The sequence below is a fragment of the Imperialibacter sp. EC-SDR9 genome, assembly GCF_902498805.1.
In the GTDB taxonomy this organism is placed as follows: domain Bacteria; phylum Bacteroidota; class Bacteroidia; order Cytophagales; family Cyclobacteriaceae; genus Imperialibacter.
Genome location: NZ_LR701592.1, coordinates 46,188 through 65,283 on the forward strand (window position 1 = coordinate 46,188; position 19,096 = coordinate 65,283).

Annotated in this window: 18 protein-coding genes; 6 read left to right on the plus strand and 12 right to left on the minus strand. The window is 47.3% G+C overall.

Annotated features, from left to right (window positions below; translation table 11 throughout):
* Positions 1 to 66 precede the first annotated feature (66 nt).
* Both GC130_RS18110 and GC130_RS18115 read left to right on the plus strand, forming a co-directional pair.
* The gene (locus tag GC130_RS18110) at positions 67 to 1,449 is read left to right on the plus strand and encodes an NAD(P)/FAD-dependent oxidoreductase (protein ID WP_193217902.1); all 1,383 of its coding nucleotides are present in this window, start codon (positions 67 to 69) and stop codon (positions 1,447 to 1,449) included.
* The gene (locus GC130_RS18115) at positions 1,446 to 2,168 is read left to right on the plus strand and encodes an outer membrane beta-barrel protein (protein ID WP_151999758.1); all 723 of its coding nucleotides are present in this window, start codon (positions 1,446 to 1,448) and stop codon (positions 2,166 to 2,168) included. Before GC130_RS18110 ends, GC130_RS18115 begins: the two co-directional genes overlap by 4 nt.
* Before the next feature lie 13 nt (positions 2,169 to 2,181).
* Here GC130_RS18115 and GC130_RS18120 read toward each other — a convergent pair whose 3' ends face one another.
* From GC130_RS18120 to GC130_RS18150, 7 genes are all read right to left on the minus strand, one after another.
* A complete protein-coding gene (locus GC130_RS18120; protein WP_151999759.1) occupies positions 2,182 to 3,591 on the minus strand; it encodes an MATE family efflux transporter in 1,410 nt (469 codons plus the stop codon).
* 22 nt (positions 3,592 to 3,613) lie between these two features.
* Complete coding sequence (locus tag GC130_RS18125; RefSeq protein WP_151999760.1) at positions 3,614 to 4,162, minus strand: NUDIX hydrolase; 549 nt, start codon at positions 4,160 to 4,162, stop codon at positions 3,614 to 3,616.
* Positions 4,163 to 4,276: 114 nt separating this feature from the next.
* Entirely contained in the window at positions 4,277 to 5,377 is a 1,101-nt protein-coding gene (locus GC130_RS18130; RefSeq protein WP_151999761.1) for a hypothetical protein, read from the minus strand.
* 6 nt (positions 5,378 to 5,383) lie between these two features.
* Positions 5,384 to 6,238, minus strand: a complete 855-nt coding sequence (locus GC130_RS18135; RefSeq protein WP_151999762.1) for a hypothetical protein — start codon at positions 6,236 to 6,238, stop codon at positions 5,384 to 5,386.
* The gene (locus GC130_RS18140) at positions 6,228 to 6,812 is read right to left on the minus strand and encodes an RNA polymerase sigma factor (protein WP_151999763.1); all 585 of its coding nucleotides are present in this window, start codon (positions 6,810 to 6,812) and stop codon (positions 6,228 to 6,230) included. Before GC130_RS18140 ends, GC130_RS18135 begins: the two co-directional genes overlap by 11 nt.
* Positions 6,813 to 6,923: 111 nt before the next feature.
* On the minus strand, positions 6,924 to 7,376 hold the full coding sequence (locus GC130_RS18145; RefSeq protein ID WP_151999764.1) for a carboxypeptidase regulatory-like domain-containing protein: 453 nt from the start codon (positions 7,374 to 7,376) through the stop codon (positions 6,924 to 6,926).
* On the minus strand, positions 7,373 to 8,770 hold the full coding sequence (locus tag GC130_RS18150) for an MBL fold metallo-hydrolase RNA specificity domain-containing protein (protein ID WP_151999765.1): 1,398 nt from the start codon (positions 8,768 to 8,770) through the stop codon (positions 7,373 to 7,375). Before GC130_RS18150 ends, GC130_RS18145 begins: the two co-directional genes overlap by 4 nt.
* 157 nt (positions 8,771 to 8,927) lie before the next feature.
* On the opposite strand from GC130_RS18150, the gene GC130_RS18155 reads away from it, so the two are divergent.
* A complete protein-coding gene (locus GC130_RS18155; protein ID WP_151999766.1) occupies positions 8,928 to 9,338 on the plus strand; it encodes an OsmC family protein in 411 nt (136 codons plus the stop codon).
* Positions 9,338 to 9,580: a hypothetical protein gene (locus tag GC130_RS18160; protein WP_151999767.1), complete on the plus strand. Its 243-nt coding sequence runs from the start codon at positions 9,338 to 9,340 to the stop codon at positions 9,578 to 9,580. The genes GC130_RS18155 and GC130_RS18160 overlap by 1 nt, the downstream gene beginning before the upstream one ends.
* A 1-nt stretch (position 9,581) precedes the next feature.
* On the opposite strand, the gene GC130_RS18165 is transcribed toward GC130_RS18160, so the two are convergent.
* Both GC130_RS18165 and GC130_RS18170 read right to left on the minus strand, forming a co-directional pair.
* The gene (locus GC130_RS18165; protein ID WP_151999768.1) at positions 9,582 to 10,322 is read right to left on the minus strand and encodes an acyl-[acyl-carrier-protein] thioesterase; all 741 of its coding nucleotides are present in this window, start codon (positions 10,320 to 10,322) and stop codon (positions 9,582 to 9,584) included.
* A 20-nt stretch (positions 10,323 to 10,342) separates the two neighbouring features.
* Positions 10,343 to 11,866 carry a M20/M25/M40 family metallo-hydrolase gene (locus tag GC130_RS18170; protein ID WP_151999769.1) on the minus strand — a complete coding sequence of 508 codons (1,524 nt, stop codon included), beginning with the start codon at positions 11,864 to 11,866 and terminating at the stop codon, positions 10,343 to 10,345.
* Positions 11,867 to 11,918: 52 nt separating this feature from the next.
* On the opposite strand from GC130_RS18170, the gene GC130_RS18175 reads away from it, so the two are divergent.
* Positions 11,919 to 12,419 (plus strand): metallophosphoesterase, encoded by a 501-nt coding sequence (locus GC130_RS18175; protein ID WP_151999770.1) that lies wholly within the window; start codon positions 11,919 to 11,921, stop codon positions 12,417 to 12,419.
* Here the strand turns inward: GC130_RS18175 and GC130_RS18180 are convergent.
* The 3 genes from GC130_RS18180 to GC130_RS18190 all read right to left on the minus strand — a co-directional run bounded on the left by GC130_RS18180 (position 12,416) and on the right by GC130_RS18190 (position 16,973).
* Entirely contained in the window at positions 12,416 to 14,266 is a 1,851-nt protein-coding gene (locus GC130_RS18180; RefSeq protein ID WP_151999771.1) for a hypothetical protein, read from the minus strand. The genes GC130_RS18175 and GC130_RS18180 overlap by 4 nt on opposite strands.
* 375 nt (positions 14,267 to 14,641) lie before the next feature.
* Positions 14,642 to 15,088 (minus strand): Rrf2 family transcriptional regulator, encoded by a 447-nt coding sequence (locus GC130_RS18185; RefSeq protein ID WP_151999772.1) that lies wholly within the window; start codon positions 15,086 to 15,088, stop codon positions 14,642 to 14,644.
* Between the two features lie 52 nt (positions 15,089 to 15,140).
* Positions 15,141 to 16,973: a hypothetical protein gene (locus GC130_RS18190; RefSeq protein WP_151999773.1), complete on the minus strand. Its 1,833-nt coding sequence runs from the start codon at positions 16,971 to 16,973 to the stop codon at positions 15,141 to 15,143.
* 179 nt (positions 16,974 to 17,152) lie between these two features.
* On the opposite strand from GC130_RS18190, the gene GC130_RS18195 reads away from it, so the two are divergent.
* Positions 17,153 to 19,096, plus strand: coding sequence for a pyridoxal-dependent decarboxylase (locus tag GC130_RS18195; protein WP_151999774.1), 1,944 nt, complete (start codon positions 17,153 to 17,155; stop codon positions 19,094 to 19,096).

Here is a 19,096-nt window from a genome sequence, read left to right on the forward strand (position 1 = left end):
TGGTTAAGTTTTCATCGTTTTTCAGCATACTGACTTCTTTATTGAATGAATAATCGGCGTTCCTTTTTGAGGAAACTACTTCTGAGCTTACCGGCAGGATACGTTCTGCCATCAGTGTTGTCATCCTGTGAAACACAGGATGATTTATTTCCGAACCTGAATTTTGGAGGAAAAGTGATTGTGGTAGGGGCTGGAGCGGCCGGCTTACATGCCGCTTATATCCTGCACAAAAATGGTGTCGACGTACAAGTGTTGGAGGCTACGAACAGAGTTGGCGGTAGGATAAAGGCACTTGATGAATTTACAGGATACCCTTTGGAGCTTGGTGCTGACCACGTGCGTGGAACTAATTCCATTTTTTATGATGCGGTGCGCATTTCCAATTTTGAGTACTACCAGGACAGAGGCAAAACTTACTACCAACTGACAGGAAAGACCATTGAGGAGAGTGAAGCTAATTCGAACACGTCGTTTAGAGCTGCCATCAAAGTAATAGAAAAGCTACCACTTTACAGCGGGCCGGACATTTCACTGTCGGAGTATCTCAATAAAGAGCCCCTTTCTGATGAAACACTCACGCTGTTGAACTCATTTATCGCTAATGAATTTGGCACTGACCTCGACCTGTTGAGTGTTGCCGGGTACAACGAAGCATTGGCAAAGCAAACATCGGGAAATGAAAAGATCATTTTGCGACGCAGGTCATTTAGCGAAGTGCTGGATCTTCAATACTCTCCTATCAGCTCCAAAATAAGACAAAATACGCCTATTAAGTCTATAGACTACGGCAGCGGAAAGGTAGTATTGACTGACGATGCCAATCAGACTTATGAGGCAGACAAGGTCATCGTTACCGTGCCACTACCTATTCTCAAAGAGGGGAGGATATCATTTAACCCTGCCTTGCCGGAGGAAAAACTGCTGGCTATGGATGGGCTTGGCATGGATGGAAGTGTAAAAATCTTCATGCGCTTTGGTCAAAATTTCTGGGGTGATGAAACAAGCACCGTTTTTCCGGGTGGAATAATACCTGTATACAAAGCGCCAGGTTGGGGGAAAAGGTCTGAGTTTGACGATGATCTTATATTTTTCAACAACGTGCTGGTGGGTGAAGCCAATGGTTCGGCTGGCGCTACTTTAAGTGAATTGGGCAACGACGCCGTTACCTTTGCGTTGAGAGATTTGGATGACATGTTTAATGGGCAGGCAACCAAGTTCTTAACTCAGAGCTACGTGATGGACTGGTCGAAGGACACGTTTACAAAGGGAGCCTATTCTTACCCTAAAGTCGGCAGCGAGGGTGCAAGAGGCATTTTGGCTAGTGCCATTGATAACAAAATATATTTTGCAGGTGAGGCTACCCACACCGAAGGCCACTTCGGAACTGTTCATGGTGCTATGGAAACTGGTTACCGGGCTGCGTACGAAATACTAAAAAGTATCTCATGAAGAGAATCTTAGTTTTAATGATGTTGATAGCCCCTGGGGCCTCCTTCGCTCAATCTGAGGTTGGTATTGGTTTTCTTGCGGGGTACAACTATATGAATGGAATTGGCTGGAATGAGGTGGTGAGGCACTACAATCTTGCGCATCCACAGTTTGATAATAATCAGCCGTTGTTGCAAAATGGATTCTTTGCCGGATTTGAATTTGACTATGAAATCGGCAATCATATTTTCATCACGCCAGAGCTGGTTTATAAGCGGGTAAGAAGTGTGACGGACAATAAGCTTTATGAAATTGATTTGCTCATGCATTTTATTACGCTCGAAGTGTCAGCTGAGGTCTATGTGTTTGAGCTGGGAAAAAGAGTACAGAAGGGTTTTGCTCATGATTTTTATATGATGGCCGGCCCGGGCGTTTCGTACATGCTGCCCCGTGTCTATCAGGACTTGGAGCTCAAGAACGGCCTTGATGGAGAGCCCTATAGACCTAGTAAGATGGTGCCTTTTTTAGGAGCTGGCGTTGGATACGACATTTACTTTAATAAAAACTTTGGTGTGTCGCCCTTTTTTAGAGTGAATGCCTATTTCCCTTTTGAAATTGATGACTTTCCTGAGGTAGTACTTGGCTCCAACGTGGCCGAAGTGAACGACCGGACAAGCGTTTTCAATTTCCAACTGGGAATGAGTTGGAGATACCACCGCTCCGGCTACTCCAGAAAATAGTCATGTCATGTTTTCATGCGATGGGTTTCGCAACTGCTTCCTGGTTGTTGGCATCCACACTTGCAGTCTTTTCTTGAGCCTGCGTGCGTAGCCGTTTGCTGAGGCCTTTGAACCTTGTGAAGTTGGCAACGGCTGATATCGAAAGGCCAAAAAGAAGCCCAATCCAGACTCCGATTGTGCCCAGATCAAAGACAAAGCCAAGCACATAGCCTGTTGGCAAGGCAATTACCCAGTAGGCTATCAAAGTCACCAAAGTCGGCACTTTCACATCGGACAGTCCCCTTAGCACTCCCAAACCAACTACTTGCACACCATCGGAGATTTGAAAGAAGGCTGCCACTATCAGCATGCCTGCGGCGAGTGAAATAACTTCAGGGTCGTCAATGTACAGGGAGGGAAAAAAATTACGACCAAGCACAAAGATAATTCCGCAAACAGTCATGAAAATCATGGCCATAATAAAGCTTGCCATGCCAGCCATTCTCATGTTGACGTAGTCGTTTTGACCCAGGTAAAAACCTACTCTTATGCTGGCAGCAGCTGCAATGCCTGTAGCAGCCATATAGCTGACTCCTGCGAGGTTGAGGGCAATTTGATGGGCGGCCAGCGCATTGGCACCCAGCCACCCAATCATGATGGCGGCTGCTGCAAAGGCACCCACCTCAAATATGAACTGCATGCCCGAAGGGATGCCAAGCGCCAGCAGTCTTTTGAAAATGGCCTTCGAAAGATTCTTTAGGTGGAAGCCGATGGTGTAGGGCCTCAATTTTTGGTAACGAAAGACGAAATAGCCCATGGCAATGGCCATCAACACCCTATCTACCAGGGTAGCAATCGCCGCTCCGTTGAGTCCAAGAGCCGGAAAGCCCCATTTGCCGTAGATCAGCAGGTAGTTGAGAAAGATATTGAACAGATTTCCGATGATAGAGATGGTCATCGCCTGCCTGGTAAGGTGGAGCCCCTCAGTAAACTGCCGAAAGGCCTGAAATACCATTAGTGGAACGATAGAAAATCCGATGATACCCAGATAGGGTATGGCATTCTCAACAACATCAGCCTCCTGATCCAAGTGATATAAAATCGGAGAGACTCCTACGATCAGACCGAAAAGAAATAACCCCATGAGAAAATTGCTGACGACGCCATGGCGGAGCAGGTCAAGCAGTTTGCCGGCGTTTTGCTCGCCATAGGCCGAGGCCACCAGAGGAGTGATCCCATAAGAAACACCTATGCCAAATAGCATAAAGACTGCAAAAAGGCTGTTGCCGAGGGAAGCAGCCGCTAGTGGCAAGGCACCTATTTGACCTACCATTACGCTGTCGGCCACGCTCACGGAAATGTGGCCAAGCTGACTCAGCATAACGGGGTAAGCCAGCTTGATATTGTTTCGAAGGTAGTACGACCAGGGATAAGGGTTTGCCATGAAAGCGCTATAGTCAAAAAAGTTACAAATTCATTAAGCGGGCCGCCTTGAAGATGCCGGCAAGGCTCAGGCTATCAGTTATTTCACCCCTCATCGCCATTTCCAATACTTCACCAAATGGTAGTTTACGGATGATTAGCTGTTCAGTTTCCTCGAACTCGGTTTTACCCTCAGTAAGGTCTTCGGCCAGAAATATAAACCCTTCTTCGTCGGTGACTGAGTTGGACGTATGGATGCGGAGCATATTGGTCCACTTGGTGGCGGAAAGCCCGGTTTCTTCTTTAAGCTCTCTTTTGGCAGAGTCAAGAATATCAATCTCCAGCGGCCCGCCTCCCATAGGAATCTCCCATGAATACTCATCAAGCGGAAAGCGGTATTGCCCAACCAGCCAGGTGTTCATCTCTTCGTCAATAGGTATGATGCCTATTGCCTTATTTTTAAAATGAACCTTGCCATAAATGCCGGGCGTGCCCGAGGGCGTTAGCACCTGGAACTCTTCCAGTTCGATCCACGGATTGTCATATATTTTCCTGGAGGAACCTTTTGTCCATGGGTTTGAGTATGCATCCATGGCGCTAAGTTACGGCAAGGCAGGTAGAATAGCTTTGAATTTTTTGACAACAAAAAAAGAGGCTGCTCAAAAGTGAGTCAGCCTCTTCGGACTTGAAATTAATTGGGCAATGAGTTATAAGATGATGCCGAAGCTGATAGCGTTCAGGGAAGGCCCTTTTCCACTTACAAACACATCGTTGAGATCGTAATTGGCAAAGAAATCGAGGCCCTTGTAACCAAACTGCGCCCTTACACCATAACGGAAGTTGTTCATGTAATAGCTCCCCCTTTCCTTGTCTTTGCTTGATTCTGTTTTCACCTTGGTGCTGCTACCTAGTCTGTAGCCTCCGTATACGCCAGCGCCAATCCTGATGCCTCTTTTCTTATAAGAAGTATATTTTAAGCTCCCTCTTTCAAAGCTTTTTACTTTTCTGGTGCCCTTTGCAAAGTCGAAAAGTGGCACAAAGCTGGCGTTGAGGTAGGTAGCAGAAAGCTTACTTTTGATCGGGTTAAGATTTGGATCTATGGTGCCAAAGCTAAGTCCCTCTGGCGTTTTATCCAGTGTGGTCCTGTCATCATCAAACTTCCAGTTGTACCAGTTAAGCGAGAAGCCCCACTCCACAAACAACGGCCCACCTACCTGCGACTTGTTGATGCTCGACAGCCCCACGAACCACGAGCCCCAGGGGCGCACAGCGTATGGCTGGTTGTTGTCGTTGGGGAATTTGCCATCTTCCAGCCAGTTGCTCATGCCAAGCTCAACGTTGAACGAATGCTTGGTTCTGTACCGACGATCCTCTACATATTCGTACTTTTTCACGTCGAGGTCATCATTGTCGAATTCGTCTTCGATGTCGTCCCAGTCGTCAGCGGCCACTTCCAGCTTTTTGTTGCCAATGTTGATTTCAGCTTTGTGCCTTGGGTATTCGTTGTTGCTCCACACAATGGTAGTGTCCTGCAGGTACCTTGTCCCCGACTCATCAGTGATCTGCAAATAATTCACTTCGCTTGATGAAGAGTCGATCGACAGTTTCAAATCTTTCAGCATCTTATTGATGTCGTAGTTCTTGATGGTTTCCAGGTCTTTCTGATCCTTCACCACAAGGATGATCTTGCTATTTTGCCCCAGCTCGATGAGGATGGTGTCCATCTCGGCCGAGTTCGCTTTTGCTGAAGTGCCTGACAAGCCAATGGCTATCAGCACAGCTAGTAGAGATAATGATAATTTTTTCATAATTGTTTATTTTGAGTTATTGACCTTTTCGTTTTTTGTAATTCCAATTTTCAAACTTCCACTTAAAAGCCCGTCTTTGGTTTCCCGAAGCTCAGCCAGAATGTCTCTGTTGCTGAATGTTCGGGCGGAAGCCAGGAGCTTGTTAAATCCATTCTTCTTTTCCTTTCCGTCATCGGAAGCCATCAGCTCACGCACTGGCTCAAGAAATCTATCTTCGTCCTCATCGGCCTTGAAGGTGATCTTTACCTCCATCGGCTCCACGGGTGCCTGAGCATCGGCCACCAGGCTCTGTTCAATCTTTTCTATTTCAAGTGTTTCAGGAATAGTGGTGTCTTCGGTTACTTCGTTCACTTTGTTTACATCTTCCAGCGCTATGAGTGCCTCCGTTTCCATTTCTTCCTTTTGAGTGGTAGATGCCACTTGTGTGGTAGCAGGTTGCACGGGCCTGTTTATTTTTTTCGCAGGCGCATCGGCTTTACTCTCCGCCGTCAGCCCTTTGTTAGCAGCAGCCACTTCCGTAGTTTCCTTTGCGCCAACTTGCGTTTCCGCCATCATATTATCGGGTGTTCGATCGTCGGCTAATGCCGGATTCGTGTTTTCCGGGGTGGTCACTTTTTCCGTGTTATCAATACCGGCCAGGGTATTGGGGCTATTGAGCTCACCTGTCGATTGCCTGTAAATGAACCACCCAGCAAAAAGGATCATTGAGATAGCAGCCGCTATCGATATCCAAAACGCTCCTTTTTTTCGGCTGCCAGGATTCATTTTCCCTTGCAGTTTGGCCCATGCCTCGGGGCTGGGGCTTACCGGATGTGCTTCCAGCTTTGTCCGAAATAAGTGATCTATTTTCTTAGTGCTCATGGCTTCCTGTTTTGTTATTCATTTTTTTTTCCTGTTCGAGCAATTGCTTTTGCAAAAGTACCCTCGCTCTGCTCAACTGAGATTTTGACGTGCCTTCGCTTATCTCCATCATCTCAGCAATTTCCTGGTGGCTAAACCCTTCAATGGCGTAGAGGTTAAAAACTGTCCTGTACCCCACCGGAAGCTCCTGAATCATTGCCATCAGATCGTCGGCCTCCAGCTGGTCGCTTAGTTGGGAAAAGTCAGGTTCCCTGTCGGCTTTTTCTATTTCCACCTCCACATACATTGACTTGTTGCGGCGGAGGTACATCAAACTTTCGTTGACCATGATCCGCCTTAGCCACCCTTCAAAACTCCCTTCAAACCGAAAGCTGTCAAGCTTTTCAAATACCTTGGCAAAGGCACTGATCATGACGTCTTCCGCTTCGTCGGAGTCTTTCACATACCTGTAGCAAACCCCCATCATTTTGGCCGAATGCTTTTCGAAAAGCGTCTGCTGATCACGGGAGTTGCCTTTTTGACATCCCTTGATTAGCGCTTCTTCGGTTTTCGATTCTTGTAGTATCAGCCTCATTGATTAGGTCGCTCAACAGGTAGATGCACCTGCCGGGGCTGGAGGTTGCATGGGGGTGATAAAATATTTGAAAAATGTTTCAAGCGAACAATAAGGTCGCTGCCAAAGTGGTTAAAAAACGGCCTTGTAGTTGATTTCGATAACAATTTCGGAAAAAGCACCGGCTTTTACTTCAACAGGGTTAATTATTCCATTGCCATCGAAGCGGTTGGCAAAGAACCCATCAGGCTCTTTGGTGAAGACTGAGTAGGTGCCGACAGGAAGGGAAATTCTGAATGTGCCGTTTTCATTGCTGCTCACACGGGCGATAGGTTCGATAGGTAAGCGTTTGTAAATGGGGTCATTTTCTGTGCCAAGGCTGGAGGCATTGACAGGCCCATAGAACAAAATTTCTCTGACGATAGGTTGGCGACTCCCGCCCGGTTTTTCACCGATTCGAGGCATAAAATCCCCCTCCATCCAATAGACTGCGCCGGTCACTCCCTGTTTGTCGCTCGTGATGGATAACGAAGATTTACAACCGACAGCAGCCAGCAGAAGGCCGATGATCAGCAGTGGTTTCATATGCCCTGAAAAAGATCGAACGATTCCATGTAATGCGGAATATAGGTGTTAAAGTGCATTTCAGTGCTGGTAGTTATCGCCAATGCTTCGGCTCCTTCTTTTTCGCCATGTACGATAAAAGTGTATTTGGGGCTTTCTTTAATGTTTTTCAACCAGCGTATCAACTCGTTGCGGTCGGCATGGGCAGAGAAGCCCTGGATATACTCCACCCTGCACCTTAGGTCTACCATTTCTCCGAATATTCTGATCTGCGGCTCCTTGTCCAATATGCGCCTTCCTCTGGTGCCTTCAGCCTGAAAGCCAACGATGATGACCGTATCGTTGATTCTTGGAAGGCGATGGAATAAATGGTGCAACACCCTGCCGCCGGTGCACATGCCGCTGGCCGAAATAATGATGGCATTCCGTTTCACAGTATTGATGTTTTCAGAGCTGTCCTGTGTCCGTACGTATTTGAAATTGGGGTGATCAAATACTGGTGCTTTTGATATCATTTCATCGTCGAGGCGGTGGAGTTTGTGAAACTCCTTGTAGAGGCCGGTGACTGAAATGGCCATGGGACTGTCGATATAAACAGGGCAATTGGGAATAGCATTTTCCTGAAAAAGCTGAGCAAGCAGCAGCAGGATATCCTGTGTGCGTCCGACGGAGAAAGCAGGGATCAGCACGCATCCATTGGCATCAAAGGTTTCCAGAATCGTTCGTTTAAGCGCCACCTTATGATCTGCTTCGGGGCTGGCCTTGTTGCCGTACGTCGATTCTACCCAGAGAATGTCGGCTTTCTCAATGTCGGTCGGGTCGTACAAAAGTTGATTGTCATATCGGCCGATGTCTCCGCTGAACAAAAGTTTTTTAGTTTGCTGCTCACCCTTTATTTCAATCTCAGCATGGGCGGCACCAAGAATATGCCCCGCATACAGGTACTTTAGGCTGATATTTGGACTGACCTCAAATGTGTCATCGAAGTCGAGGCTGACAAATTGGCTAAAGCAGTGCTCTGCTTCTTCCAGCGTGTAAAGCGGGAGAGGGTTTTCGTGACGGGAATATCCTTTTTTTCTGGCATAAGCGGCTTCTTCTTCCTGCAGCTTGCCCGAATCTCGCAGCATAATCTCCATGAGCCTTGCCGTGGCGTGTGTGCAATAAATCGGGCCTGCATAGCCTTCCTTTACCAGCTTAGGCAAATAACCTGAATGATCAATATGGGCGTGGGTAATCACCACAGCGTCAATTGTGGCCGGATCTATCGGGAAAGCATCCCAATTCCGAAGCCTCAATTCCTTCATGCCCTGAAACAGGCCGCAATCAACTAAAAGCTTAAAATCATCGATTTCCACCAGATATTTCGAACCGGTGACCGATCCCGCACCTCCCAGAAACTTTACCCTTACATCCATTTTGTCTGCTTTGAGCCGATATTAGAGAATAATCTTCCAAATAAGAATCAATAGTTGTGTTAGTTTTGCAGCGATGGCTTCAATAATAGATTAGTCATTTTATAACAGCGGTTTTGAACTATTGCTTTGCCCAAATAATTGTAAGCATATGCAGGAAATGAAAGTATCTCTTAAGTATGTGGCCGATGAGGAGTATCAGGCCGAGAATGAGTCTGGCAACGTACTGAATATCGATATGCTTGCCAAAGACGACAAAAAGGCTTTTTCGCCCACACAATTGCTGCTGGCAGGCATCACTAGCTGTGCGGCCGTCGACCTGGTGTCGATGATCAAGAAGAGACGGAAGACCCTGGTTGACCTAACCTCAGAGGTTACGGGTAAAAGGAGGGAAGAGCAGCCAAGAAGGTTCACTGATATTCACGTGCACTACAAGGTGGTTTCGCCTGACGCTCAGCTGGAGGAGGTAGAAAAGCTCGTTGACCTGGCAGTTGAGAAATATTGCAGTGTGGCCGCTTCCATTAGCTCGGAAATTAATCTGACTCATTCTGTAGAGATAGTAAAGCCATAATGAGGGTTGTAGCCGAAATACCTCACCCAAAAACCAAGATCACCGTCTTCTCATGGAATGGCCGGTACCTGGTGAAGTTTGAATACGGCCTGCTGGAGCAGACTTATAAAGTGAGTGAAATGGATCTTACCTCCGAAGGTGATATCAATGAAATTGTGTCGGAAGCATTTATTGAGAAGGTGATGGCGAGGTTTTTGGAAATGGAAAAAGACTTTGGCCAGGCTATTAACGAGGTGGTTTAATCTATTTCTCCTCCCACGCCGTCATGGCTCTGGCGACCTCTCTGCCACTGTGTTTTTCTTTCAGGCTGTGTAGTATTTCATTGTCCGTTAGCTGCTGAAACTCACTTAATATTTCGTCGTTTAGCACACATTCACTTTTAAACTGGATGTCGATTTCCTTCAAGCTCATATGCAGTAGGTAGTCTTGAGGTAGAGAGGCCAGCATCCATTCCAGGTAGTGAACATTGTTGACGTGGTTGTTTTGATCAAGGTGCTGATAGTATACCTGAAACCCGGGCCCACTGATAGCCTCTCCCAGCGACGGCAGTTTGTCAGTTGGGTGCGGGAGGTGATTGTTTTCAATAACGAAGTTGCCACCTGTGATATAGTCCGGCACGGGAATGAGCCGTCTTTTTTCAACATCAATCACTACCCAGGCGGTGCAGCCTTCCGCTACCAGTTCTTGCTTTGCATTCCGAAACCGCATGTCCCGAAAGGTGAAAAACTTTTCGATGCCCGATGGCCATGTTTCCACTTCCACTAACTCGTTTTTTTCTATTGGTTTCAGCACCCTGAGAAACAACCGGTGCAGCACCCAGGTATGCCCTTTCTCCATAAGTGCGGGAACTGACACGCCAAGCACGTCAGCATGCTGCCAGGCTGCCTCCTGAAAAAAATTGATCAGCACGGGAAACTTGGCCTTTCCATTGGGCCCAATTTCAGCCGCTCTCACTTTGAACTTTTCGAAGTACGGATTGATCATTTGGTTCTTTCTATGCGGGTTCAGAGTTTTTCTGTCATGATAGCAGTGTAAGTCTTTATCGCCTCTATGTAGTTGCCAAGCCGTATGTTTTCATTGGGGCTGTGCTGATTGTTGTCGGGGTTCACCGTGGGCACCAGCACGGCAGGGATGTCGAGCGTTGTAACAAACGGAGATATCGGAATAGATCCACCGCCTGTTCTTATCATAATGGGCGGTGATCCAAACGCCTTTGTCATGGCTTTCACCAGCCATTGCCCCACTTCTGTGTCATAATCGGTGCGAAAAGCTTTGTAGCTTATTTCGTAGTCAAATGAAACTATTTTCGACTTCGACATTCTTTCTTCTTCTGTCGGCTCACGGTTGTCAATTACGTAGTAGCCCTGGCTTTTGATGTGCTCTTTTATCAGCCCAATCAACCTTTCCGGGTCGCTTTCCATGACCAGCCTCACGTCGATTTCGCCTGTAGCGGTTGGCGGCACAATGGTGCGCACTTCTTTTCCCACCCAGCCGGAAGACATCCCTCTGATGTTCAGCGAGGGATACTGTATCGACTCCTGGTAGTTGGAGCCTACTTTGTCGATGTCGGCAATGCCAATTTTCTTTTTGATATAGTCCTCATCATCGGGCACGCTCGCCATAATGGCCTTTGTTTTCTCGTCGAAATCCACGCCATCGTAGAATCCGGGAATAACCACCCGGCCGTCTGCATCTTTCATGCTGGCCAATAGCTGAGCCATGTTTAAAGCCGGGTTGGGCGCATAATTGCCGTAGTGTCCGCTATGCTGGGCTACTCTCGGCCCAAATGTGTGCAGCGTGATGGTGGCAATACCCCTGGCGCCGAAGGTCAGGGTGGGCTCATTGCTTACATGCCTTGGTCCGTCAAAAATGATGAGCATATCCGATTTCAGGTCTTCCTTGTAGGCTGCCACGGCGCCCGGCAGCCTCGGTGAGCCGAGCTCCTCTTCAAAATCCATAATGACTTTAATATTGAAATTTGGTTCAGCTTTTAACTCCTTCATCACATCGAGTGAGGTGAGATAGGCCATGGCAGCACCTTTGGAGTCGCTGGTAGACCTGGCAAAAATTCGCCATTCAGGATCAAATGAATTGCTGAGGTTGCTCCAATCGATTTCCGTAAAGCCGCCTTTACCATCAGGTTTCTTTAATGCAGGAATCCAGGGGCTTTTTTGAAACCATTTTGAAGAGTCGACAGGCTGGCCATCCAGCTGAAGATAGATCAAAACTGTTTTGGTTGCCTTTTTAACCTTTCTTTCGGCCAAAAGCAGGGGAACCGTTGAAGTCTCCAATCTTTTGGTCGTAAAGCCACGCTCAGCAAAAGCTTTTTCACACCATTGCACATTCTGCTCAATATAGGCGGGGTAATGAGCGTCGTTGGGAATGCTCAATAGCTCACTCAAAGTATTTAAGCTTTGTTTGCCATAGCGAAGTGCTAATTCGTCAAGCGTCTTCTGAGTAACTTTTTGAGCATTTGAGGCGCTGGAAATTACAAGGAGTCCCGCAATGACGAGCAGTACTTGTTTCATGATTGTTCCTTTTGTTAGTTGCGTTCAATAATAGTGAATTTGAGGCTAGGGAATGACAAAAATAGGATTGATCTCAGACACGCACGGTTATCTGGACGAAAGAGTGTTTGAATATTTTGCTGAATGCGATGAGATATGGCATGCTGGCGATGTTGGTGACCTGGCTGTGATGAAGCGGCTAGAGGCCTTTAGGCCAACGGTTGGAGTGTATGGCAACATCGATGGAACCGATATTCGGCATATATACCCCGAAGACCAAGTGTTCGAAAGAGAAGGCAAAACGATCTGGATCACGCATATAGGAGGCTATCCTCCGAAGTATAATCGAAGAGTATTAAAGCAGCTGGATACTATCAAACCGTATCTTTTCATTTGTGGCCACTCTCATATTGTAAAAGTGCTTACCGACAAAGCAAGGCTTCCTCTGATCCACATCAACCCGGGTGCGGCAGGCATGCAGGGTTTTCACAAAATGCGCACCATCATGCGGTTTGATCTTACACCAGAAGGGGTTAAGAACCTTCAGTTGATTGAGTTGGGGAAAAGGGGCTAAACGATGGCACAGGCTCCACCGGCGCATGCTGCCTCCGCTTGCAGGTCGGTTTCATCTTCAGCTTCCACTACCTTTGAAAGGTCGATGCTGCGCAAACTTATCTCCAGCTCATTGAATTCTTCCCTGGTGATATCTTCAAACGGAGGCTGTTGATAGTTCCCACTGTCAAAAGGAAGCACACTCAGTCCGTTGTACGAAGCTTTGTTTTCCCACATCCATTGCCCGACTTTTTCCCACTCGTCATGTTTGATCGACACAGTCGCTGACACATTGTTGGCGTTGTTGCCGAGGCGGTATCCGTTTCTTACCCACTCGGTATTGAAAGCCCTTATTCTTTCCAGTAAGTCCATAGCGCTCTCGCTTCGGGTAATGCTGCCTTCGGGCGCCTTCTGAGGGATACAAATGATCCCCTGTTTTTCGTTGAGTAAGTCGTCTTCCAGCAGCTCAGGGTGATTGTCCTTCAAGTATTGGTACAATGCTTCATTCTTGCCTATTCTTACCCTTCTCAGGTAGAAATCGTTGTGCCAGGCATGGATGCCGGAAGAGGTACCCAATACCAGCGAACTGGTGCCGGAGGGTTTTATTGTAGTGCACCTGGCGGCAAAGTTTATCCCTATTTTCGCCGATACCTCCATGTTGACATGCTTCACTTCATCAGCTGCTTCCTTCAAATCCATTTGGAAAACTCTCCCACTGGCTATTCCCGTCATTCCTACGCCGATAAGAGCATCCTCCTCCGTTGTTTTAATCCATTCTTCCCTCAGGTAATGGAAATCGGTAAATCCGGCCTGAAGTGTGCCCAGAAAACCAGCCGCTCTGGCCCTTGCGTTCAAGTCTTCCTGCGTTTCTACATCCGAAACGTTAATTTCGCAGAGGTTACAGAACTGGAAAGGCCGCAAAGCAATTTCGCAGCAAGGGTTGGTTCCCCACTCTGGGTGATTAGTGAAATAGAAACCAGGTTCTCCAGAGCCCGACAGCTCTATTTTCTTCCAAAGCTTAATAAAAGACTCTTTGGTAGTGCCGTCTCTGGTGAGCACCACGGAGTTGTTGGCCCGGCCTCTTTGCTCATTAAGCTCCCACCAGTTGCCAAACTTGCAGCTCAGCATTTCATCATCTTGCGGCGAAAAAAGAGATATCATAGCTGACCTGCGAATGCCACCCGAAAGTACAGCATTGGCAATATGGCACATGATGTCGTGGCACTCCAGCGATGACAGTTTTTCACCGTTCTGCTTTCTTTCAAGAACGGAGATAACATGAGCGTGGCAAACTCTCAGTGGCTCCGGGCCCGGTGCTTTGCCGCCAGCGGTCACCAGTCTCGCTCCCTTGGGCCTTATATCCGAGTAATCGAAGTCAGGCAGAGCGCTATGAAACCCAAAATAGGCTTTCATAATCATTTTGATGGAATCGGCCCAGCCCTCCAGGCTGTCGCCGACCAAAAATCTTCTTCGTCGCTCAGGCTTTTGAACGGGCGGCAATTGACTAACGTGATGTAGTTGAACAGAAAAACCAACGCCAGTTCCGCCCAGCAGCAAAAACATGGTTTCTGAAAATGCTCTTATATCATCTAACGGCAAGTAGGCGCAGTTGTAGATACGGCTGTTATTTTTAACAATAGGAGCCCCGGCAAACTGCATGGCCCGCATCGAGGGAAGTACTTTTTTTTGTAACACAAATGCCATGTTTTCCCGAATCTCCTCTCGCATGTGAGGGTATTTGTCCACCATCATTTCTTCGTAGCGACCGCAGATTTCCGGCCATAGCTCCCTGCGATTGAGCTCCGGAATGTACCGTGCATACTTCATGTGTACGATAATGTCACTGAGAATTTCCTGGTTTAGTTCCATGTCTTTCTTTGTTCTGGGTGGATAATACTGATCAGCTACTGCCCATGCCTGAAAAAGCCGAGATGCTGCGCCATACTGAATTGCACAAAGGCCCTCCAACCGACTCGCCTCTGAGGATTTCGTCTGCTCAACAAATATATTAATAAAAGATTAAAAAGTCTTTTATCAAGTCACCTTTGTTTGAGCTTATCTCGTGGAGTTGAAAGGTAACTTTAGGAGTCTGAAAGGATAGGTCTTTGAGGTCTTGAGCCAGTTCTTTTCAAAGCACATCAGGTTCCAATAGATTCGCCTTCGTAAGCCGCAGAAGAGGTTGTTTCAGGAGAGGGGTCACAATAGTTGCAAATGCTTCGAGGTGCACCGCTGCGCAAATCTTCTCTAGCTGTTAATGCTATGGTTTTTAAGAAACACTTTGCCTTGCTCTATTTTTTTCACAAGATCCTGAACGTGCTGGTTTTGCATGCTTTCCTTCAATTTATCCCGGAAGGCTTTTACATCGTGATGAATAGGGCATGGGAATTTGTCCGAGCAGTCCTTCAGCCCAAGCACGCAGAGGCTGAACACCTCCTTGCCATCAATTACCCTCACTATGTCCATCAGTGGCACAGGCTTGCCTTCGGGGTGAAGATAAAACCCGCCGTTCGGGCCTTTATTGGAAGATATGATACCTTCCCTGACCAGCTGTTGCAAGATTTTACCAACAAACGGATCCGGGGCGTCAATTTCCCTGGCGATTTCTTTGAAGCCCGGTTTCAGCCCTTTAGCGCTTTTGATGGCAATGTACATGACCGCTCTTACGGCATATTCGCAGGCTTTTGAAAACATGTCCGTAAGTTATGTCGCCCCCGAGTCTTCTGCAAGGGGCTCATGTGGTGCTTTATACTGCCTCAAGAGAATTTGTATGGCTAACATAGTTTTCGTACAACGACCGAAGTTTGTGTTCTTCTTTTTCAAGCGAGTCAAGAAACCGATATTTCAGTTCGTCGATGCCACGAGTAATGTCGACTACAATATGCCGGTAGAAGGCTATGCCTTCCAGCAAGTTGTCATAAAATGTCTTGAAATACTTGTCCCTTTTTCCACCCAATTCGTCGCTATTCAATTCCATCGACTCTTTCAGGTGATCGATATAGAGCTGTAGTTCCCTGATAAACATATGGTGCCTTTGCGGATTAGAGATCACATTGGCCCTGCCATAAATGTGATCGACCATAGCTTGAAGAGACATTGTTGCTGAAAAATTGACAATGTTTGGGCCCGGGCAAATTGTAACTGCCTCCAGATTTTTGAATGGCTTGAGTTGGTAATTGTGAACCGCTGAATTGCTCAATCCGATGCACAGACATTCTTTATCGAGCACATTGCTCAATTGCTGCTGATATTGATCTTCCGGGAGATTCATCCCCAGCAACTGTTTTATCTTTAATTTCTGATACCTATAGGAGGCGGTGCAAATGGGCTCTTTGGTAAACTCGGTATTGGAAACGAGGTATTTCTCAGTGCAAGGACTGCCAGGCCGACCTTTTTTAATTCGATTAAGTTTTTCCTCATCCGAACTGGTTCCTTTCAGGTAATGAAAGCGTACACCGAGAGGCGAGTTTTTACTTAGTTTGAGGTCATCTTGCCCTGCTTTGGCCAGCAACTGCAACGTCTTGTCGTCCACGGTGGTGGCCTCTGGTACAAGTAAAAATGGCGTGCCCCAGCCGGTGCTGTCCATTCCCATAAACCTTCTGAGAAACTGATCTTCCTCATAGGTGCCTATGCCTCCCTGCACTGTAATTTTTATTGGGTGACCTTCATTATAGGTGCGGAGGCCTTTTTCCTGGAGTGCTCTGTTGTATATTTCAAATAGTTCGGTATGCAACTCTGCTCTTTTGTTTTTGAACTCGTCCAGAATTGGCCCCAGCAGGAGGCCGTCGGTAGCAAAAGCATGTCCTCCGCAGTTAAGCCCCGACTCTATCCTGAACTCGCTAACCCAGAGGCCCTTCTTGGCCAGGTACTTGCCCTGAATCAAGGCCGATCTGTAGTCACTTACCTTAATGACTATTTTCTTTTCGAAATCGCCCCAACCCTTTGCGGCCAATTGATGCAGCTTTTCCATATAGTTGAACAGGCGGGGGTTCATACCAGCCGACAGCACCACCGAGGAGTTGGTCAGGTTACTGTTTACATAGCCTCTCAGAGCGGCAAGTGCATCTGATCCATCTTCTATTGGGTTGCCAGAGGAGTCGGTGTTCAGCTTGTCGACCTTAGTCATGATGTTCACGTCAATGCTCCCTGGCTGTATCTGGGTTTTTAAAAAGTTCTGGAGTTGATCCTTTTCCTCCTGATCCTTTAGTTCATTCATTTGTTGAAATAACTGCCTGGCCTTGTTGCCATCAGGGAGCATTTCAAAGTACTTGTTTATCTCTGACCCCGCCTCAAAAGTTGAGTTGCTGAGGGTTTCCACCTGCTGGCTCACAATTCGGTTCACCAGATTAAGGTAGTCGGTAATACGCCTGGCTCTGTAGTCTTCTTCCTGATTCGTGATAGGGTGATAGGTTTCACCTATTTGTGAGTAGTAGTAACTCCTCATTTTCTCAATCAGATTGTCCTCAATGATGGAAATCACCGAAGATATGCCAAACCTGGCCACCTTTGTCGGGGAATCAATGGTGTAAGCTAATCCCATGACAGGGATATGAAAGCTGTGATGCGGTGAGTTGTTCATCGGGAATTAGTTTGTGCGTTACTGGGTAACATTTCTGCAAATATAAAATAATAAAAGATAAATAAGTCTTTTATTTGAAATCAATTGTAACATACCCAAAAGTCTTGCCCAAACCTGACGAAGATCATAGGGTCGGTGGAGGGGTAGTTTTAGCTTTGAAGAGAAAAAAAGTAGTAGCTATGGCGAAGGCAGAAGAAGAGCTTCCATTGGGCGCCTGGTTCCTGGGGCCAAAGTCAGAGCAGGCAGGCGTCTGGCAAGAAGTAATCAATTACATTTTTCAGGACTACACCCACTGGCGGAAAAACTATTTTCCGGAGGATCCACTGATTTTGGGCCGGGCCGAGCGACGCTCGCACGACTTGTGGTTTGATAAACTAAGTAATGAGCTCGATTTTGCTCTTAATCAGCTAAAGGCTGACTATCCCTTTTACTCGCCCCGCTACCTGGCACATATGATATCGGAAACAAGCATGCCAGGGGTCATGGGCTATTTTGCGGGCATGCTGTACAATCCCAACAATGTTTCGGATGAGGGGGCGCCCGTCACAGTGAGGCTGGAAATAGAGGCGGGTAAAATGGTTGCTGGTATGCTCGGCTACGACACCGACAAAAGCTGGTCGCACATTACCTCTGGTGGCACCATTGCTAATATGGAAGCACTTTGGATGGCCAGGCAAACGCAGTGGATTCCCGTGATGGTGGCCGGGCTTTGCCGGGAGCAATCCATCGCCTTCCAGGTGCACTTGCCTGACGGGACTCACAAAGACATCAGGGATGTGCCAGTTACCAACTTGCTCAACCTTACACTCAACGAACGATTGAGCATTCCAGAGCGGCTGGCAGCTCAGCGCAAGGCGGATGATGCTTATCGGTGGTTGGAGGAATCTTTTCAATCCAGCAAATTCAACATAGGCAAAAAAGGGGTTGGTCTTTACAGGGACATTGGGCTGGAGCCAGTCATCTTTGTGTCGGAAGCGGCACACTATAGTATCAAAAAAATTACCAACCTGCTCGGCTTTGGCGAAGATCAAGTGATATCAATACCTGTCGACACCCATTTCAGGATTTCAATCCAAGCACTTGAAGAAGCGATACTTGGGCTGAGTGCTTCACAAACTATCGTAGCGGTGGTCGGTATCTTGGGTACCACCGAGGAAGGCGCCGTTGATCCGTTGGTTGATATCGAAAGAATAAGGAAAAAATATGAACAGGAGCAATGTAAGTCCTTCTGGCTTCATGCCGACGCAGCCTGGGGCGGTTATTTGCGGACGCTCTATGTGGACGACCCCGAACAATCAGCTGCTACTTCCAAGGATGCGTTCGACAATAAAGGCATAGAATTCATGCATCTGGCCGACTCTGTAACGATCGATCCTCACAAGCTGGGCTATATCCAGTATCCTTCCGGCGTCATCAATTTTAAAGACAAGCGGAGTATGCTGTATGCCAGGCAAAAGGCACCTTATATTCACGACGACGAGACGAACGTGAATTTTTTCGACACCAAAATACTTGATGAAGCCATTGGCCCCTATATCATTGAAGGGTCGAAGCCGGGGGCTGCTGCGCTGGCAACCTGGTTGACACACAAAACCATCCCTCTTCACAGAAACGGTCATGGGAAAATCATCAGGCAGTCGTTGGCTGGTGCGCAGAGGCTGTATCATCTAATTGATGACGCTGTATTTCAGGACTCCCGCTTAACGATCCGTCCGTTGACCCAACCCGACACAAACGTTGTCTGCTATTTGGTGCTGCTGAATGGGGCATCATTAAAGGAAAATAATACCATAAATAGAGGAGTTTACGAAACCTTATCGTTGAGAACGGAGGACAAGCGCCACCTCATGCCTTACGATCATGCCTTTTTTGTTTCGAGAACTCAACTCAGGAGTGAGCAGTATTCCTGGGAGTCAGTCGGCGATATTCTGATCAGCTATGGTTTTACGAAAGAAGAGTATTTGCGTGAAGGACTTTTCATCTTACGTTCGGTCGTCATGAATCCCTGGCTTGAGCAGTCCAAGGCGGTTGATGCCGACTACCTCGATGACTTTGTGAAATTTCTCGTGCTTAAGGCGACCAAAATAGCCGAATCACTTATTACGAGTCCTCTGGAGGTATAG

Bases quoted from the DNA above. Each gene is read 5' to 3' on its own strand.
- GC130_RS18155 (WP_151999766.1), top strand. From the start codon at position 8,928: ATGAAAGTATCTCTTAAGTATGTGGCCGATGAGGAGTATCAGGCCGAG.
- GC130_RS18165 (WP_151999768.1), bottom strand. From the start codon at position 10,322: ATGATCAATCCGTACTTCGAAAAGTTCAAAGTGAGAGCGGCTGAAATT.
- GC130_RS18170 (WP_151999769.1), bottom strand. From the start codon at position 11,866: ATGAAACAAGTACTGCTCGTCATTGCGGGACTCCTTGTAATTTCCAGC.
- GC130_RS18130 (WP_151999761.1), bottom strand. From the start codon at position 5,377: ATGAAAAAATTATCATTATCTCTACTAGCTGTGCTGATAGCCATTGGC.
- GC130_RS18145 (WP_151999764.1), bottom strand. From the start codon at position 7,376: ATGAAACCACTGCTGATCATCGGCCTTCTGCTGGCTGCTGTCGGTTGT.
- GC130_RS18180 (WP_151999771.1), bottom strand. From the start codon at position 14,266: ATGGAACTAAACCAGGAAATTCTCAGTGACATTATCGTACACATGAAG.
- GC130_RS18190 (WP_151999773.1), bottom strand. From the start codon at position 16,973: ATGAACAACTCACCGCATCACAGCTTTCATATCCCTGTCATGGGATTA.
- GC130_RS18175 (WP_151999770.1), top strand. From the start codon at position 11,919: ATGACAAAAATAGGATTGATCTCAGACACGCACGGTTATCTGGACGAA.
- GC130_RS18160 (WP_151999767.1), top strand. From the start codon at position 9,338: ATGAGGGTTGTAGCCGAAATACCTCACCCAAAAACCAAGATCACCGTC.
- GC130_RS18115 (WP_151999758.1), top strand. From the start codon at position 1,446: ATGAAGAGAATCTTAGTTTTAATGATGTTGATAGCCCCTGGGGCCTCC.
- GC130_RS18135 (WP_151999762.1), bottom strand. From the start codon at position 6,238: ATGAGCACTAAGAAAATAGATCACTTATTTCGGACAAAGCTGGAAGCA.
- GC130_RS18140 (WP_151999763.1), bottom strand. From the start codon at position 6,812: ATGAGGCTGATACTACAAGAATCGAAAACCGAAGAAGCGCTAATCAAG.
- GC130_RS18125 (WP_151999760.1), bottom strand. From the start codon at position 4,162: ATGGATGCATACTCAAACCCATGGACAAAAGGTTCCTCCAGGAAAATA.
- GC130_RS18150 (WP_151999765.1), bottom strand. From the start codon at position 8,770: ATGGATGTAAGGGTAAAGTTTCTGGGAGGTGCGGGATCGGTCACCGGT.
- GC130_RS18120 (WP_151999759.1), bottom strand. From the start codon at position 3,591: ATGGCAAACCCTTATCCCTGGTCGTACTACCTTCGAAACAATATCAAG.
- GC130_RS18185 (WP_151999772.1), bottom strand. From the start codon at position 15,088: ATGTTTTCAAAAGCCTGCGAATATGCCGTAAGAGCGGTCATGTACATT.
- GC130_RS18195 (WP_151999774.1), top strand. From the start codon at position 17,153: ATGGCGAAGGCAGAAGAAGAGCTTCCATTGGGCGCCTGGTTCCTGGGG.